12 protein-coding genes are annotated in these 16,658 nt (G+C 72.5%); 5 read left to right on the top strand and 7 right to left on the bottom strand.

Going from position 1 to position 16,658, the window contains the following annotated elements:
- Positions 1 to 437 precede the first annotated feature (437 nt).
- Together ABZ862_RS01400 and ABZ862_RS01395 are read right to left on the bottom strand one after the other, a co-directional pair.
- Positions 438 to 2,180 (bottom strand): pyruvate dehydrogenase, encoded by a 1,743-nt coding sequence (locus tag ABZ862_RS01400; protein ID WP_360950321.1) that lies wholly within the window; start codon positions 2,178 to 2,180, stop codon positions 438 to 440.
- Between the two features lie 54 nt (positions 2,181 to 2,234).
- The gene (locus ABZ862_RS01395; RefSeq protein ID WP_360950318.1) at positions 2,235 to 3,647 is read right to left on the bottom strand and encodes a protein phosphatase 2C domain-containing protein; all 1,413 of its coding nucleotides are present in this window, start codon (positions 3,645 to 3,647) and stop codon (positions 2,235 to 2,237) included.
- Between the two features lie 157 nt (positions 3,648 to 3,804).
- Between ABZ862_RS01395 and ABZ862_RS01390 the strand changes: the two genes are divergently transcribed.
- Complete coding sequence (locus ABZ862_RS01390) at positions 3,805 to 4,287, top strand: DUF456 domain-containing protein (RefSeq protein ID WP_360950315.1); 483 nt, start codon at positions 3,805 to 3,807, stop codon at positions 4,285 to 4,287.
- Here ABZ862_RS01390 and ABZ862_RS01385 read toward each other — a convergent pair.
- From ABZ862_RS01385 to ABZ862_RS01365, 5 genes are all read right to left on the bottom strand, one after another.
- Entirely contained in the window at positions 4,235 to 5,620 is a 1,386-nt protein-coding gene (locus tag ABZ862_RS01385) for an SGNH/GDSL hydrolase family protein (RefSeq protein ID WP_360950312.1), read from the bottom strand. The genes ABZ862_RS01390 and ABZ862_RS01385 overlap by 53 nt on opposite strands.
- Before the next feature lie 267 nt (positions 5,621 to 5,887).
- The gene (gene rsgA, locus ABZ862_RS01380; protein WP_360950309.1) at positions 5,888 to 7,024 is read right to left on the bottom strand and encodes a ribosome small subunit-dependent GTPase A; all 1,137 of its coding nucleotides are present in this window, start codon (positions 7,022 to 7,024) and stop codon (positions 5,888 to 5,890) included.
- A gap of 314 nt (positions 7,025 to 7,338) precedes the next feature.
- Positions 7,339 to 8,835 carry a cellulose-binding domain-containing protein gene (locus ABZ862_RS01375; RefSeq protein WP_360950306.1) on the bottom strand — a complete coding sequence of 499 codons (1,497 nt, stop codon included), beginning with the start codon at positions 8,833 to 8,835 and terminating at the stop codon, positions 7,339 to 7,341.
- A gap of 375 nt (positions 8,836 to 9,210) precedes the next feature.
- Positions 9,211 to 10,560, bottom strand: a complete 1,350-nt coding sequence (locus ABZ862_RS01370) for a radical SAM protein (protein WP_360950303.1) — start codon at positions 10,558 to 10,560, stop codon at positions 9,211 to 9,213.
- Between the two features lie 229 nt (positions 10,561 to 10,789).
- Complete coding sequence (locus ABZ862_RS01365) at positions 10,790 to 11,806, bottom strand: hydroxyacid dehydrogenase (protein ID WP_360951373.1); 1,017 nt, start codon at positions 11,804 to 11,806, stop codon at positions 10,790 to 10,792.
- 221 nt (positions 11,807 to 12,027) lie between these two features.
- On the opposite strand from ABZ862_RS01365, the gene ABZ862_RS01360 reads away from it, so the two are divergent.
- The 4 genes from ABZ862_RS01360 to ABZ862_RS01345 all read left to right on the top strand — a co-directional run bounded on the left by ABZ862_RS01360 (position 12,028) and on the right by ABZ862_RS01345 (position 16,654).
- Positions 12,028 to 13,272: an ROK family transcriptional regulator gene (locus tag ABZ862_RS01360; RefSeq protein WP_360950300.1), complete on the top strand. Its 1,245-nt coding sequence runs from the start codon at positions 12,028 to 12,030 to the stop codon at positions 13,270 to 13,272.
- A gap of 245 nt (positions 13,273 to 13,517) precedes the next feature.
- Positions 13,518 to 14,780: an extracellular solute-binding protein gene (locus ABZ862_RS01355; protein ID WP_360950297.1), complete on the top strand. Its 1,263-nt coding sequence runs from the start codon at positions 13,518 to 13,520 to the stop codon at positions 14,778 to 14,780.
- A 42-nt stretch (positions 14,781 to 14,822) separates the two neighbouring features.
- Positions 14,823 to 15,806 (top strand): sugar ABC transporter permease, encoded by a 984-nt coding sequence (locus ABZ862_RS01350; RefSeq protein ID WP_360950294.1) that lies wholly within the window; start codon positions 14,823 to 14,825, stop codon positions 15,804 to 15,806.
- Positions 15,803 to 16,654 (top strand): carbohydrate ABC transporter permease, encoded by an 852-nt coding sequence (locus ABZ862_RS01345; RefSeq protein WP_360950291.1) that lies wholly within the window; start codon positions 15,803 to 15,805, stop codon positions 16,652 to 16,654. The genes ABZ862_RS01350 and ABZ862_RS01345 overlap by 4 nt, the downstream gene beginning before the upstream one ends.
- The last annotated feature ends 4 nt before the right edge of the window (positions 16,655 to 16,658 follow it).

Here is a 16,658-nt window from a genome sequence, read left to right as displayed (position 1 = left end):
CTGTTGCCGGTACCCCTCCTGATCGAACACCTTCACGGGATCCATTCCCGGACGCGGAACGGGCCAGTCATGTACGGCAGTTGACGACCGGTGTTCGGCCATGCGCGGTCCGTCCCACAAGGCGGGAACGGCGCCCCGTTCCGGCCGTGCGGGGCCGTCCGGGGCGGCGGCCGGTTCCGGGGCGCCCGGGTGGTGCGGGAGGGCCGTACGGCCCCGTCCGCGGATCTCCCGCCCAGGGCAGCCGTGGCCCCGCCGCCTCTCGTCGGGCACCGTCCGCGGCTCCCGGGGCGGGAGCCGTGACCGTCGCGGCCGGGCGGTACGGCAGTCCTCACGCGGCGTGTGAATCTGGCCGGAATCCGCCGGTCCTCTCTCCGCGGGGCGGGCCGGAATCCGTCGGTCCGCGCCCGCCGCGGACCGGCGGAGGACCGGACAGGGGGCTACGGCCGGGGCACGTTGCGGAGGTTCGAACGGGCCATCTGGAGCATGCGGCCGACGCCGCCGTCCAGCACGATCTTGGAGGCGGACAGGGCGAAACCGGTGACCATCTCGGCGCTGATCTTCGGCGGGATGGACAGGGCGTTGGGGTCGGTGACGATGTCGACGAGGGCCGGGCCCTTGTGCCGGAAGGCGTCCTTGAGGGCGCCCGCGAGCTGCCTGGGCTTCTCGACCCGTATCCCGTGGGCGCCGCAGGCGCGGGCGACGGCGGCGAAGTCGGGGTTGGCGTTGGCGGTGCCGTAGGAGGGCAGTCCGGCGACCAGCATCTCCAGTTCCACCATGCCGAGCGCGGAGTTGTTGAACAGGACGACCTTCACCGGGAGGTCGTGCTGGACGAGGGTGAGGAAGTCGCCCATCAGCATGGCGAATCCGCCGTCCCCCGACATCGCCACCACCTGGCGACGCCGGTCGGTGAACTGGGCGCCGATCGCCATCGGCAGCGCGTTCGCCATCGAGCCGTGGGAGAACGAACCGATGACCCTGCGGCGGCCGTTGGGTGTGATGTACCGGGCCGCCCAGACATTGCACATCCCGGTGTCGACCGTGAACACGGCGTCGTCGTCGGCGAGTTCGTCGAGCACCGACGCCACGTACTCGGGATGAACGGGCACGTGCTTCTCGACCTTGCGCGTGTACGCCTTCACCACGCCCTCCAGGGCGTCGGCGTGTTTCTTGAGCATCTTGTCGAGGAAGCGCCGGTTGCCCTTGTCCCGCACCCGCGGGGTGAGGCAGCGCAGCGTCTCGCGTACGTCGCCCCACACCGCGAGGTCGAGCCGTGAGCGGCGGCCCAGGTGTTCGGGCCGCACGTCCACCTGGGCGATCTTCACGTCGTCCGGCAGGAAGGCGTTGTACGGGAAGTCGGTGCCGAGCAGGATCAGCAGGTCGCACTCGTGGGTGGCCTCGTAGGCGGCGCCGTAGCCGAGCAGTCCGCTCATGCCGACGTCGTACGGATTGTCGTACTGGATCCATTCCTTGCCGCGCAGTGCGTGCCCCACCGGCGACTTGATCTTCCCGGCGAGCTCCATCACCTCGGCGTGCGCGCCGGCCGTCCCGGCGCCGCAGAACAGGGTGACCTTGTCGGCCTCGTCGATCATCGCGACCAGCCGCTCGATCTCGGCGTCGCCGGGCCGCACGGTGGGCCGGGAGGTGACGAGGGCGGTCCCGGCGGACTTCTCCGGCGCGGGCTCGGCGGCGATGTCGCCGGGCAGCGAGACGACGCTGACGCCGCCGCGCCCGACGGCGTTCTGGATGGCGGTGTGCAGCAGCCGCGGCATCTGCTTCGGCGTGGAGACCAGCTCGCTGTAGTGGCTGCACTCGCGGAACAGCTGGTCGGGGTGGGTCTCCTGGAAGAAGCCGAGGCCGATCTCGCTGGCCGGGATGTGCGAGGCGAGCGCGAGCACGGGAGCCGTGGAACGGTGCGCGTCGTAGAGGCCGTTGATGAGATGCAGGTTGCCGGGACCGCAGGAGCCCGCGCAGGCCGCCAGGGTGCCGGTGATCTGGGCCTCGGCGCCCGCGGCGAACGCGGCGGTCTCCTCGTGGCGTACGTGGACCCAGTCGACGGCGGAGTTGCGGCGGACGGCGTCCACGACGGGGTTGAGGCTGTCGCCCACCACACCGTAGATACGCCGTACTCCCGCGCGGGCGAGGATGTCGACGAACTGTTCGGCGACGTTCTGCTTGGCCATGGATCCATGCACCCCTTCCGGTTCTCTGGGTCCATCCATCCACAGTGACCCGTCTCACGCCTCCCAAACAGCGGCCGCCGTACGGTCGTCCGCGAAGCCCTTGACCCGTACGCCGGTGTCCGCGAGGAACGCCGCCGGAGCGGACGGCACCGCCGGTGACCACCGCGCGGTGAGGTGCGCGGACAGTTCCGGCTCACTGCGCAGCGGATCGGCGAGACCTCCGGAACACATCAGCAGCACATCACCCGGCCGGGCTACCGACGCCCGGAAGCGGAACGGCTCACGGGGCGGTTCGGGGGCGGGCTCGTACGGGCTCGGCGGCACCGGGATGCCCAGGTCCATGGTGAGCCGGTCGCCCTCGGGAGTCTCGGCGGGCCGCGAGCCGAAGCCGACGACCGCGGCGCCCGCGGCGTCGCCGGCGCGCGGTTCGATGTCCTGCCACTCGCCGTCGCGCAGCCGGAACAGGCCGCCCGCGCCGACGCCGAAGAACACCCTCACCCGGCAGTCCGGGTCGGCGGGGAGCAGCAGACAGCGCAGGCCGGCCGTGTACGCCTCCGGGTCGGCGCCCTGCTCGGCGGCGCCGGCGCGCAGCTTGCCGAGGCTGCGGTCGGTGAGGCGCTGGAGCCCCGACTTGAGGTCGCCGCGCCGGGCCGCCCGGATGTCCTCGGACAGACGGACGTGGCTGCGGCCGACGGCCTGACCGATCCACCGGCACGCCTCGGCCGCCGCGCGGTGGGCGTGCGGGGTGGCGCGCGCGCCGGTGGCCATGGCGACCAGCACCAGTGCCTGGTCGCCGCTGCCGAAGCGGGCGGTGAGCAGCGCGTCGCGGCGCGGCTCGCCCCGGAACCGTGCCGAGTCGCCGCGCATCGAGACGGCGCGCAGGGTGCAGGTCCCGTACCGGGCACCGTCCAGCACGGTGTCGGCGACCAGCTCACCGAGCCTGTCGGGATCGGCGGCGGGCAGCGCGGTGGGGTCGGCGGCGTAGGTGGGCGGTCCGGAGCCGACGTGGTCGGGCAGGCCGGTGGACGGGACGGGCTGGGGCATCTGCGCCGGCATGGTTCCAGGAGGTGAGGGGATGTCGAGGCGGGTGGCGGTCTGCGGTGCCGGTGATGCGGGCGGTGGTGCGGTCGGTGGCACGGCCGGTGGTCGCGGCGCGGTGGGGAACGTCACCGGGCCCGGCGGCTCGGCGGGCGGCGCCTCCCAGGGCGCCCGGTGCCGCCCAGGGCCGGGACCGGGTGCCCGGCGGGGCGGCGGATCGGCGGGCGGCGGATCGGCGGGCGCCGGGAGCGGGGGCTCCTGGCGGGCCGGTGGTGGTCCCGAGCCGGTGAGGGTGTTCTTCGCCGAGGCGAAGCGGTCGTCGACGGAGTCCGGACCGGGCGCGGGGCCCGTGTCCGGGGCGGAGTCGTCGTACAGCTGCCCCCACCAGTCGTCGCGCTGGCGGTCGGGCGTTCCCCCCTGCTGGCTCATGCCCCTGATTGTCCACCGCCAGGGGCAGTTGGAAACGGGGCATCCCGAAAATGCGCCGCTCGGCCCGTCCGGGGGGCAGGTGTGCCAGGAGCGCCGGACGGCAGCCGGCCGCTGCCCGTGACCTGCCGTTCCGGCCCGGGTCCGGCACTCTGAACAGATGGGAGTGTGGGAACTCCTGCTGGTCGGCTTGGTCGTGCTGTTCGGCCTGTGCGGAGTGCTGGTGCCCGGGGTGCCCGGGTCGTGGCTGGTGTGGTCCGCGGTGCTGTGGTGGGCGCTGAAGGACCCGCGGCCGGTCGCGTGGGGCGTCCTGGTCGGGGCCACGGCCGTGCTGTTCCTCTCGCAGGCGGTGCGCTGGGCGCTGCCGCCCCGCCGGCTGCGCGCCACGGGCGCCGCGCCCCGGCTGTGGGCGTACGCGGGAGCAGGCGCCTTCCTGGGCTTCTTCCTGCTCCCGGTGCTCGGCGTGGTACCCGGTTTCATGGCCGGGATCTACCTCCACGAACGGCTGCGGCTCGGCGGCCGGCGCGAGGCGTGGGCGGCGCTGTGCACCCTGATGCGCGCGGGCGGCACCGGTCTGCTCGTGGAGCTGTTCAGCTGCCTGCTGATCGCGGGGGCGTGGCTGGGCGCGGTGATCTGGGGGTGAACCAGACGGGGGCGTCCGGGCCGGAGGGGCCGTAGGGGACGGTCAGCTCGGCGAGGTCGACCGCGTCGGCCAGTGCCCGTGTGCCCGCGTCGCCGAGGTGCAGATGGTCGCCGCAGTCGTAGTCCGGCCGGATCCGCCAGGGCCGGTCCGGGTCGCGGACGACGGCGTCGAAGTCCAGCACCGCGTCGAAGATCTCCCCGCCGCGGATGAGGGTGTTGACCGACTGGCGTACGGCCTCGCGGGCGGGTGTGTAGGCGCGGTGGCCGCCGAACGGGGTGAGGGTGACGCCGACGACCCGGACGCCGCGCCGGTGCGCGCGGGTGACGAGCGTGCGGTACGCCCGGACGAAGGCCTCGGCGTCGGTGGCGGCCGGGCTGCCCTTGATGTCGTTGATGCCCTCGAAGACGACGAGGACCCGTACCCCGGTCCTGGTCAGCGCGTCGGCGGTGAGCCGGGACAGGGCGCTGGGGCCGGTGCCGTCGCGCAGCAGGCGGTTGCCGGAGATCCCGGCGTTGAGGACGCCGAGACGGCGCTGCGGCGGCAGGTCGCGCAGCCGGGCGGCGAGCAGGTCGGGCCAGCGGTGGTCTGTGTCGGGGGTGGTGCCGATGCCGTCGGTGAGGGAGTCGCCGAGGGCGACGACGGTTCCGGCGGCGTGGGTGGTGCGGACGTCGACGCCGGTGACGTAGTACCAGGAGCCGGTGACGGCGGTGTACGCGGTGCCGGCCTCCTCGGCGGCGGTGCCGGTGCCGGTGCCGTACGGCGCGACGAAGCCGGTGCGCAGGGCGTCGCGGTGGTAGGTCGCGGGCCCGGAGCCGGGGTGGGGGCGGACGGTGACGAGCAGGTCGGCACCGGCGGCCACGGTGAGGCGGACCGGGTCGCTGACCGCGTCGGCGCCGGACGGCAGGACGGCGGTGCGCTCGCCCCGGAAGGTGACGGCACGCAGCGAACCCGGTACGGCGGCGGGGCTCCCGGGCCGGCCGGGCCGCTGCCGGGCGACGGTGACCTCGTCGAGGCGCAGCGGCTCGGTGCCGAGCCGGTTGCTGAGCCGTACGCGGACGGCCGTACCGCCGACGGTGAGGTGCACGGCGTTGCGCACCGCGGCCCCGGGCGGCAGCGCGGTCGTGCCGGAGACGCCGGTCTCCCAGCTGCCGGTCCACGCGGGGACGCGCGCGGCGGCGTGGGGGGCGGTGCCGTCGGGTACGGCCGGGCGGGCGGCCACGGCGTACGCCGGCGCGGTGTCCGCGGGTACGGCGTGGGCGGTGGCGGTGTGCGCGGCGGGGGCCGCGAGGGTGAGGAAGAGCAGCGCGGCGAGCATGCGCCGGGTTCTGCTCATGAACCAGCCCCGATCATGAAAATCCGTTCTTCATCGCAGGTCAACGCCACGGAGACGGGCGGTGCCCTGGAGAACGGCGGGGGGCGCGCAACGTCACCCGCCACCCCTCGCCCGGGTGAACGGAATGATGATCGACAGGTGTGGTCGGTCCGTGCGACGCCGGGTGCGGGCGTGCCGGTGCCGGGCGCGGGCGGCCCCACGGGGCACCCGCACCCGGAACGGACCCCGGGGCCGGTGCCCCGGGGTCCGGGGTCCGGGGTCCGGCCGTCAGTACCCCGGCCAGGCCCGCTGCCCGCGCTTGGCCTCGCCGAGGGCCCTGCCCTCCTGGACCTTGAGCCGCCACTCGCGCCGGAGTCCGGCCCGGACCCGGGCGTCCGTCTTGGCGACGATCCACCGGTTCTCGCGCAGCAGTTTGCGGTAGCTGGTGAGCCGTCGTTCGGCGAGGCCGCCGGAGGCGACGGCCGCGAGCACCGCGCAGCCCGGCTCGTTCTCGTGGGCGCAGTCGTGGAAGCGGCAGCCCGCCGCCAGTTCCTCGATCTCGGCGAACACCTGGCCCACGCCCGCCTCGGCGTCCCACAGCCCGACGCCGCGCAGTCCGGGGGTGTCGATCAGCACGCCCCCGCCGGGCAGGACGAGGAGGTTGCGGGTGGTGGTGGTGTGGCGTCCCTTGCCGTCCATGTCGCGCACGGCGTGGACGTCCATCACGTCGGCGCCGACCAGCGCGTTCGCGAGCGTCGACTTGCCCGCGCCGGACTGCCCGAGCAGGACGGAGGTGCCGCCGGCGAGCACCGCGGTGAGGATGTCGAGGCCGTCGTCGTGCAGCGCGCTGACGGTGAGCACGGGTACGCCGGGCGCGCTCGCCTCGACGTCCTGGACGAGGTACGCGAGGGTCGCCGCCTCGGGTACCAGGTCGGCCTTGGTGAGGACGACGACGGGCTGTGCCCCGGACTCCCAGGCGAGGGCGAGGAAGCGCTCGACGCGGCCGAGGTCGAGTTCCGCGGCCAGCGACACGGCGACGATCGCGTGGTCGACGTTGGCGGCGAGGATCTGTCCCTCGGACCGCTTGGAGGAGGTGGAGCGCACGAAGGCGGTACGGCGCGGCAGCAGCGTCCGTACGTAGCGCGGGTCGGACCCGGCGGGATCGACGGCGGCCCAGTCGCCGGTGCACACGACCTTCATCGGGTCGCGCGGCACGACGAACTCGGTGTCGGCGCGCACGGTCCCTTCGGCGGTGACGAGATCGCACTGCCCGCGGTCGACGCGCACGACCCGGCCGGGCACGAGACCACGCTCACCGTACGGGGCGAAACCGGCTGCCCAGCCGGCGTCCCAGCCGTACGGGACGAGCGGGCCGGGGGACGAGGAGGAGGAAGAAGACGAGGAGGACGAAACGCTGGAGGACAAGAGTGACCCTTCACAGGGGCGGCCCCGGCCCCGCGCGCACGGCGCGGCAGGACGGTGTGGTGAGATCAGCCGGTGGCCACGGAGGTGGACGAGACGAGTTCGCGTTCCGGGGCGAGGCCCGGAACCTGGACGCGGGCAGCGCCCGCCGCACGGACAGTCATCGGTCGACACCTCCTCTCTCACTCGTGCGTGTGCTTCCTCTGCGGCGGCCACCGGCCGGCAACCGCCGCCACCACGCTTCGCCGCAACTCTAGCCCGCCGCCACGGCACACCGTCAACGCGTTTTCCACCTGCGCGGACCCGGCGGGACCGGCTCAGCCCACCGAGCAGTCGACCCCGTTGAGGGTGAAGTCGTGCGGGGTGGTGTTGCGGCCGTCCCAGGAGGCGAGGAAGCCGAAGCTGAGGGTGCCGCCCGCGGCGACCGACTTGTTGTAGTCGGCCGCGTCGGCGGTGACCCGGGAGCCGTCCTGGGCGACCTTGGCGTCCCACATCTGCCCGACCCGCTGGCCGTCCCGGAAGGTCCAGCCGACGGTCCAGCCGGCCAGCGGGCGGCCGGTGGTGACGGTGACGGTGGCCTGGAAGCCGTCGGGCCACTGGTTGTCGAGGCGGTACTCGACGTCGCAGGATCCCGGCGCGCTCCTGGTGCCGGTGCCGTCGTCGGAGCCGTGCGCGGTGGAGGACGAGGTGCCCTGGGGCTCGGGGTCGGTACCGGAGCCGCCGTCGTGCCCGGTGCCCGCCGTACCGCTCGTGGTGGGCGTGCGGGCGTGGGACGCCGAGCCGACCGGCGGCACGGTCGCGGACGGGTCCGGGGCGGCGGCGGGGTCGGCCGCCGAGCGGTGCCCGGAGTCGGCGGCCGCGGTGTCGTCGGAGCCCGAGCCGCCGAACGGTGCCATCGACACGGCGAGCGCCACGAAGGACAGCGCGACGGCCGCTCCGAGCAGCGAGTTGCGCACCACGCGGGCGCGGCTCGCGCCGCTCCTCGGTTCCCCGGTCTCCGGGTCCAGGGCCGGCGGGCGGCCGCCGCGGCGTACCTCGGAGGCGCGGCGGCGGCGCTCCAGATAGGCGAGGCCGCCCCAGCCGATGACCCCGCCCGCGAGGGCCGCCGGGAGTGCGCCGCCGTCCAGCCGCAGGCAGGCGGCGGCCTCGGCGCACTGCACACAGGTGGCGATGTGCCGGGAGAGGTCGAGGGGGGTGTCGGCGGAGGGCGAGCGGGTGACCGCGTCGAGGAGACGCGCGTAGCTGCGGCAGGCCGCGTCCATGGGCGTGTCGAGGTGGTTGCGGTGGCAACGGTCTCTGAACAGGCCGCGCACCTGGTCGAGTTCGTGGTCCGCGGTGGCCGGGTCGAGGCCGAGCCGGCGGGCGACGGCGGGCAGCGGCATGGCCTCGACCTCGGCCAGCCACAGCAGTTCGGCGTCCGCCTCCTGCATGTCGCGCAAGCCGCGCAGCGCGATGGGCCGTTGCAGGGGCGGGCCCAGGTAGCGCGCGGCTTTCTCGGAGTTGAGCCACAGCCGCAGATCGGTGTCGAGGCGATGGCCGCGGCCGTCCTCCTCCCATGCCGCGGCCGTGTTGCGTACGGCGGTGAGCAGCAGCGGGATCATGGGCAGCCGGGAGGCGCGGCGGCCGCTGCCCCGGGCGGGTCCGGTCCCGGCGGCGCGGGCTTCGCGCATGCCGAGTGTGAACGCCTCGGTGGCCAGCTGGTTCGCCGCGGTGGAGCCGGCCGTGCACAGATCGGCGTACGAGAGAACCGCGTCCCAGTACTCGGAGAACAGCGCGGCCTCTGTGGCGTCCTGGGGGGTCGGCAGGTCGGGCATGGGTCTCCTGCATCAGCAAGCGAGGTCAACTCGCCTTATTGGCAATGGAGTTGGGGGGAACCTCGTCGCAGGGCACGAGCTTTTCACGCCACGCGCACAACTGACAAGCCGCGCTTGTGAATCCGGCTGCCGCCGCTGGTGCGACCGATCGCGCCCCGTCGCCCCACCGCCGGTCACCGGCCGGTGACCGCCCGTACCTCACGACTTCCGTCTCCTGTACGGACGGCGACCGTGTTCCGACTCACCGTGTTCCCATGATTCTTCCGACGAGCCGACGGGGGCGCCGACACCGACGAGTCCGTTCCGGCCGGGGCCGCCGGGAGTGGCCGGTTCCGGTGGTCCCGGTCTCCGGGGCGGCCGGCCGGCGCGGCCGGTTCAGCCGCGGGCCGGTGCCTCCTGCGCGGTGTCCTCCGCCGTGTCCTCCCGCGCCGGGAGGCTGTCCATGAAGGAACTCACCGAGAACACGGCGCGGCCGGGTCCGGGCGGGCCGTAGCCGGGCGGGGAGGACAGCCCGAAGTCGTCCATCGTCGCGCGGTACGCCTCCAGCAGGCGGATGTGGTACTCCAGCGGCGCGCCCTGCGGATTGGCCTTGCCGAGCGGGGTGGTGGGCTCGGGGCACCAGGTGGTGAAGCGGGGCGTGATGCCGTGCGACATGAAGAAGCGCAGGCCCTCGGTGGTGGACGCGATGGCCTCGTCGACCGTGGTGAAGCCGAACGGCTCGGCCATCTCCACGCCCGCCACGAAGTTGGGGATGACGTTGCGCGCGCCGAAGACGTCCGCCGAGTCGAGGATCCGCCGGTGCCACTCGTCGCGGCCGACGTAGCGCTCCTTGCCGGGGCAGTACAGCTCGAACAGCCGCCGGTCCCACACCTCGAAGTTGGGGTGGTAGATCTGCACGCCGTAGTCCTTGAAGCGGCGCACGTCGTCCTTCGGCAGCGCCTGGGCGACGACCTTGCCGATCCAGCGGCCGGGGAAGCGCTCCTCGATGGCCTTGGCGTAGTGGCCGTAGAAGTCGGCCTCGTCGCGGCCCGCGACTGTCCTGGTGATCGCGCCGCCGGTGAGGGTGTAGGCGGTGGAGGCCTTCGCGGTGTCGTACCGGTCGATGATCTCCAGGGCCTCCAGGACCTCCTCGACGTCCTTCACCCCGGTGTACGGCCGTCCGGCGGCCTTGTGCTGGCGCCAGTTGTGGTTGATGTCGCAGTACTGGCACTCCTCCTTGGCGCCGAAGTACTGGCAGACGCGGAACACGGTCAGGTAGATCAGGTAGCCCCACTGGATGGTCGGGGCGACCTCCATGACCGACTTCCCGTTGGACAGGGTGTGCCGGTAGTACTCGGGCATCGGCGGCACGCCGACGTCCGCGATGCGCCTGCCGTCGAGGTACAGACCGAGCACGCCCTCGTCGTCGGCGGCGACGCGGTACGGGGAGGCCGGGTTCACGCGGACGGAGACGACGGTGCGGCGCAGGTCGTAGGGGCCGCCGGTGAGGATGATCTCCTCCGGGGGACGGCGGAGGGCCGCCTCGCCGAGTTCGGGGAGGGTCCCGTGGTCGAAGGAGAAGATGAAGTACGACTTCGGCTTGACCTCGCCGTCCTCGTTGTCCGAGAGCGCGGAGGCGTCGAAGGCGACGCCGCCGCGGAGCAGGTCCTCCTTGAAGACGGCTTCCCGGGGTACGTGCGGGAACCTCTCCATCAGGTCTTCGACCAGCTCGGTGCGGCTGCCCATGCCTTGTTCTCCTCGTGGGTAGGTCGTACGGCTTCTCACGGTATGCCCCTGGCGAGGGTACGGGGCCGCCGGGGGTGGGCGGGGAGGGTGGCCTCGTCCTCAAGCCGGACGGGCTGGATCAGCCCCTCCCGGGGGTGCCCCCTCTGGGGGAGTTCGAGGAGCGGGGGTCCGGGGGCAGCGCCCCCGGGTCGGGACGGGAAGGGGCGGCGGGGGCGAAACACCCCCGTGGTCACGCCGTACGCCCCAGTACCGCCGGGTCCACCTCGAACCGCAGCCGATCGCCCGCCGCCAGGCGCCCGGCCTCCTCGGCGACCGCGCGGCCCAGGCGGGCCACCTCGTTGCCCTGGGAGCCCGCCAGGTGGGGGGTGACGAAGGCGTTCGGGAGGTCGAAGAGAGGGGAGGCGGAGGGCAGCGGCTCCGGGTCGGTCACGTCCAGGATCGCGCTCAGGCGGCCGGTGACCAGCTCCGCGACCAGCGCGTCCTGGTCCACCAGCGAACCCCGCGCCGTGTTGATCAGTACCGCCCCGTCGGGCATCAGGGACAGCTCACGAGGTCCCAGGAGGTGCCGGGTCTCCGGGGTCTCCGGGGCGTGCACCGTGACGATGTCGGAGCCGCGCAGCAGTTCGTCGAGCGGCAGGAGCGGGACGTCCAGGGCGGCGGCGGCCGACTCGTCCAGGTACGGGTCGGCCAGGGTCACCCGGACGTCGTGCGGGCGCAGCAGGCCGATCACCCGGCGGCCGGTGCGGGAGGCGCCGATCACCCCGACACGGCGGCCGTAGTTGCCGATCCCGGGGACGATCCCGCCGTAGGGGAAGGCGCGGCGGGTGCGGAGGGCGTCGCGGAAGGCGAAGACGTCCTTCCCGGCGAGCAGGATCATGGCCAGGGTGTACTCGGCGACCGGCACGGCGTTGGCCTCGGCCGCCGAGGAGACGGTGATGCCGCGCCGCCACAGTCCGGGCGTGGTGAAGCCCTTCACGGAGCCGGCGGCGTGCAGGACCGTGCGCAGCCGGGGGGCGGCGTCGAGCACGCGGGTGTCCAGGAGGGGACAGCCCCAGCCGGTGACCAGCACCTCGGCGCGGGAGAGGGCACGGGCGAGGGGTGGGTCCGCCAGGCCGGCGGGATCCTGGAGGACGAGGGCCGGGTCCAGGGCCAGCGACTCGCGCAGCTGCGTGAGCACCGGGGGCGGGAAGATCAGCGGGACGTTCTCGGCGGTCATGGCGAACAGGGCCTGGGGGCGCTCGGGCACGGTGGTGGCCTTCCGGTTCGGTATGACGGGGCTACGGCGGGGCGCGGCGTGGCCGTGACGGGACTGCCGCAGGGCTCGGATCGCGGCCGGTCCTCCACCGTACGACTTCGTAAAGCCCATTTCTTAACCCCTTGTAGAAAGGCGTCGCAGGCCATAGCCTTGCCCGGCGCCGGTGTCGTCGTGCCCGGCCGGCCTGGCCGTCGGGATGGGGGCACACCTCGGTGAAGCGCACGTCACGTGACATCCGCACCGCGAACCGCTACGAGGTACTGCGCCAGATCATCGCCGAATCCCCCACCTCCCGTCAGGAGCTGGCCGCCGCCACCGGGCTCAGTCTGGCGACCGTGGCCACCCTGGTCGGCGAGCTGCTGGAACTGCGCATGATCACCGAGGTCGGCTTCGAGGACTCGGCGGGCGGCCGTCCCCGGGGTCTGGTGGCCGTGGACGCGGCGGGCGGCACGCTGATCGGCGTGGACATCGCGGAGACGTACGTCAGGGTCGAGCTGTTCGACCTCGCGCTGAACGTCCTGGCCCGCGCCGACGAGGACATCCGCCCCGGCGAGAGCCGCCCGGAGCAGGTCGTCGGCCATGTCGCGGCGGCCGTCGGCTCGGTGGTCGCGCAGGCCGGGGCGGAGGACTCCCGGGTGCTCGGGGTCGGGGTGAGCGTGCCCGGCCAGGTGGACCGCGACACGGGGGTGGCGCAGTACGCGCCCAACTGGAACTGGCACGACGTGCCGCTGCTCGATCTGCTCACCGAGCATCTCCCGCACGCCCTGTACCTGGACAATCCGCTGCGTGCCTGTGCGGTCGCCGAGCTGTGGTTCGGGGCGGCGCGGGGGCGCGGGGACGCCGTGGTGGTCAACCTCGGGACGGGGGTGGGCGCCGGTCTCGTGCTCGGCGGGGGACTGCACCGGGGCGTCAGCAACAGCGCCGGCGAGTGGGGCCACACCACGCTGGTGCTCGACGGGCGGCTGTGCCACTGCGGCAACCACGGCTGCGTGGAGACGTATGTCGGGGCGCCCGGAATCATGCTGAATCTGCGGGAGTTGAGCCCGGACAGTCCGCTGCTGCATCCCGAGGACCAGACCGCGACCGTCGACGCGCTGGCCCGCGCCGTCGCGGCGGGCGATCCGGTGGCCGTCAAGGTGGTGCGGGACACGGCCCGTTACCTCGGTGCCGGGATCGCCAGCCTGGTCAACCTCCTCAACCCGGAGGTGGTGGTGCTCAGCAGCTGGGTCGCGGCCGCACTCGGCGAGCCGCTGCTGGAGGAGGTGCGCGAGGCGGTCGGACGGCATGCGCTGCGACGGCCGTACGCCGCGACGGACATCGTGCTGTCGCCCATCCCCACCGACCCGGTGTGCCTGGGCGCCGCGACCTTCGCCCTGGAGGGGGCGCTCCAGTCGGCGGGCGCGAGGGGCGGGAAGCGGGCGACGGCCGTACGGAGCCGGACGGCGCCGTCCTCCTGAGGCGTCCCCGCCGCTGACCGAGGGCCGCCGGAACCCCCTGACCCGGCGGCCCTCACTTCCCGTCATCTTCGTTGCGCGCAAGGCGTGTTCGTGATCCCGAACCCCGTGCAACGTTTCGCGCAGACTTCGTCCAACCCCTTGCCGAAGTATTAGCGGAAGGTTAACGTCCCGCTCCGCACCGCAATTCCGAGCCAACTGGCGCTCAGCCGGGGAGCCGCAGCCGTACTCGAGACAAGGACGTCACCATGTCGGCAACGAGCAGCAACTGGGACCGCCGATCACTCCTCCGCGCCGCCGCCGGCCTGGCCGCGGCCGGTCCGCTGGCCGCCTGCGGCGGCAACAACGGCCGGGGCGGGGGCAGCGGTTCGGGCAAGGGCCTGGTGCAGTACTTCCACGCGTACGGCGAGGCCGGCACCGAGCAGGCGATCAAGCGCTACGCGAAGGCGTACGGCGAGGCGGACGTGACCACGCAGTGGATCACGGGCTCGGACTTCGAGAGCAAGCTGTTCGCGACCCTGCTCACCGACAACGCGCCGGACCTCTTCGAGTTCCATCCGCAGATCCAGCTGGTCAAGAGCGGTCAGGTGGCCGATCTCACCGACATCGTCGAACCCGTCAAGAACGACTTCAACCAGGCGGACATCCAGTCCCACACGGTGGACGGCAAGATCTACGGCGTCCGCATGATCGACGACCCGCAGTTCTTCTTCTACCGGCCCTCGCTGCTGGAGAAGGCCGGGGTCGAGGTGCCCACCACCCTGGACGAGCTGATCGAGGCCGCCGCCAAGCTCACCACCGGCAAGGTCAAGGGTCTGTTCCTCGGCAACGACCTGCACGGGATCATCAGGCCGCTGATCTGGGCGGCCGGGGCGGACACCCTCGACGCGAAGAACCAGATCGCGTACCACACGGACGGGTTCGCCGAGAGCCTCAGGAAGATGCGCAAGCTGTTCACCAGCGGCCACCTGCTGCTCGACGCGCCCGCCGACTACTGGGACCCGTCCGCGATCGACCAGGGGCTGTGCGCCATGCAGTTCTGCGGCATGTGGGCCATGCCGCAGATGCAGCAGACGCTCGGCGACGACCTCGGTGTCTTCGCCTTCCCGAAGGCGTCCGACGCCGGCAGACCCTCGGTCTACAACGGCGGCTGGTCGATGTTCGTCAACGCCAAGAGCAAGAACGCGGACGCGGCCAAGGAGTACGTGAAGTGGCTGTGGATCGACCAGAAGAAGTACCAGGAGGACTGGTCGCTGTCCTACGGCTTCCACATACCGGCGCGCACCTCGCTGGCCCGGTCGGCCGGCAAGCTGAAGTCGGGGCTGCCCGCGGAGGGCGTCAAGCTCTTCACCGAGTACGGGCACTTCGACAACATCGGCTTCACCCAGGCCATGATCACGGCCACCGAGGACCTGTTCGCGAACTGCGTCCGCAAGAACGGTGACCCGGAGGCCGCGCTCGACGCCTGCGACAAGACCGTCGACCGCGAGCTGAAGAAGCTCTTCGGATAGGACGGCGGACGGAGGACGAGCGGACGGACCGGTATCACGATCATGTCGACGACCACCACGCGCGGCCCCGCGGATCCCGCCCCCGCCGCAGGCCGCACCCCCCGGCCGCGGCGGGGACCGCACGGACTGCGCGGACTGCGCGGCTCCAACACGCTGAACTTCTGGCTCTTCACCGGCCCGTTCCTGATCGGGCTCGCCGTCTTCGTGTACGTCCCGATCGGCTGGAGCGTGTGGCTGAGCTTCTTCGAGGCCCGCTTCACCGTCACGCCCAGCAAGTTCGTCGGCCTCGACAACTACCGCCAGATGCTGACGGATCCGGGGTTCACCGGCTCGCTCGGGACGTTCACCGTGTTCGCCGCGTTCATCGTGCCGACCACCTGGGCGCTCTCGCTGGGCCTCGCGCTGCTGGTGCACCGGCTGCGGTTCCTGCGGGCGTTCTTCCGCTCGGTGTTCTTCCTGCCGACGGCGTGCAGCTATGTCGCCGCGTCGCTGGTGTGGAAGATGTCGATCTTCAACGGGGTCCGCTTCGGCCTGGCGAACACCGTGGTCGGCTGGTTCGGCGTCGACAACATCGCCTGGCTCGCCGACCCCGACCCGCCCTGGTACTGGCTGGTCATCGTGACGGCGCGGCTGTGGCTGCAGTCCGGTTTCTACATGATCCTCTTCCTGGCCGCCCTGCAGAACATCCCCGGCGAGCTGTACGAGGCCGCCGCCATCGACGGGGCCAGGCCCGGCTGGCAGACGTTCCGGTACATCACCCTGCCGCAGCTGCGGGCCACCTCGACCGCGGTGATCCTGCTGCTGCTCATCGCCGCGTACCAGGCGTTCGACGAGTTCTACAACCTGCTGTCCAAGACCACCTGGGGGCGGCCGCCGCTCGTCGAGCTGTACTACCGGGCCCTCGGCGAGAGCCAGGACTACGGCACCGGCAGCGCGGGCGCCGTCATCCTCACGCTGCTGATCTGCGTCGTGACCCTCGCCCAGGGCAGGTTCATGGGATTCGGAAGGAGTGAGGACACCCGATGAAACGCCCGCTCACCAGAGGCGGCGGCACCCTCCTCGGCAGCACCGGCCTCTACGCCGCCACCGGCGTGGCCGCCCTGCTGTTCCTCGTGCCCTTCTATCTGATCGTCCGCAACGCCCTGTCCAGGGACAGCGACATCACCGGCGAGAACTGGAAGTTCTTCCCCACCGACATCCGGTGGGACAATCTCACCGAGCCGTTCCACGACACCACCGTCGAGTTCGGCCGCTCGCTGGTCAACTCCGCGATCGTCGCCGTGCTGATCACCGCCGGCACCCTGCTGGTCTGCTCGCTCGCCGGGTACGGCCTGGCGCGCATCCCGTACCGGCACGCCGACAAGGTCTTCTACGCCGTCCTGGTGACGCTGATGGTGCCGCCCGCCGTGACCTTCGTCCCCAGCTTCGTGCTGGTGTCGTCACTCGGCTGGGTGGACAGCTACCGCGGACTGGTGATCCCGGTGCTGTTCAGTGGTTTCACCTGCTTCCTCTTCCGGCAGTACTTCCTGGGGTTCCCGAGGGAGCTGGAGGAGGCGGCGCGCGTGGACGGACTCGGCCACTGGCGGGCGTACTGGCGTGTCGTCGTGCCGAACTCGCTGAACTTCTTCGCCGCGATCGCCACGATCACCTTCATCAGCGGCTGGAACGCCTTCCTGTGGCCGCTGGTCATCGGTCAGGACCCCAGCGCCTGGACGGTCCAGGTCGCGCTGTCGTCGTACATGACCAACCAGACCGTCAACTACCACCTGATCTTCATGGCCACCGCCCTCTCGATCCTGCCCCTGCTGCTCGTGTTCCTCTTCCTGCAGCGCTGGCTGGTCCAGGGCGTCGCACAGACGGGCATCAAGGGCTGACCTA

Source organism: Streptomyces sp. NPDC047000 (assembly GCF_040644295.1).
GTDB lineage: Bacteria > Actinomycetota > Actinomycetes > Streptomycetales > Streptomycetaceae > Streptomyces.
The sequence above is the reverse complement of the archived record's forward strand: the minus strand, read 5'-3'. Positions and strand labels throughout refer to the sequence as shown.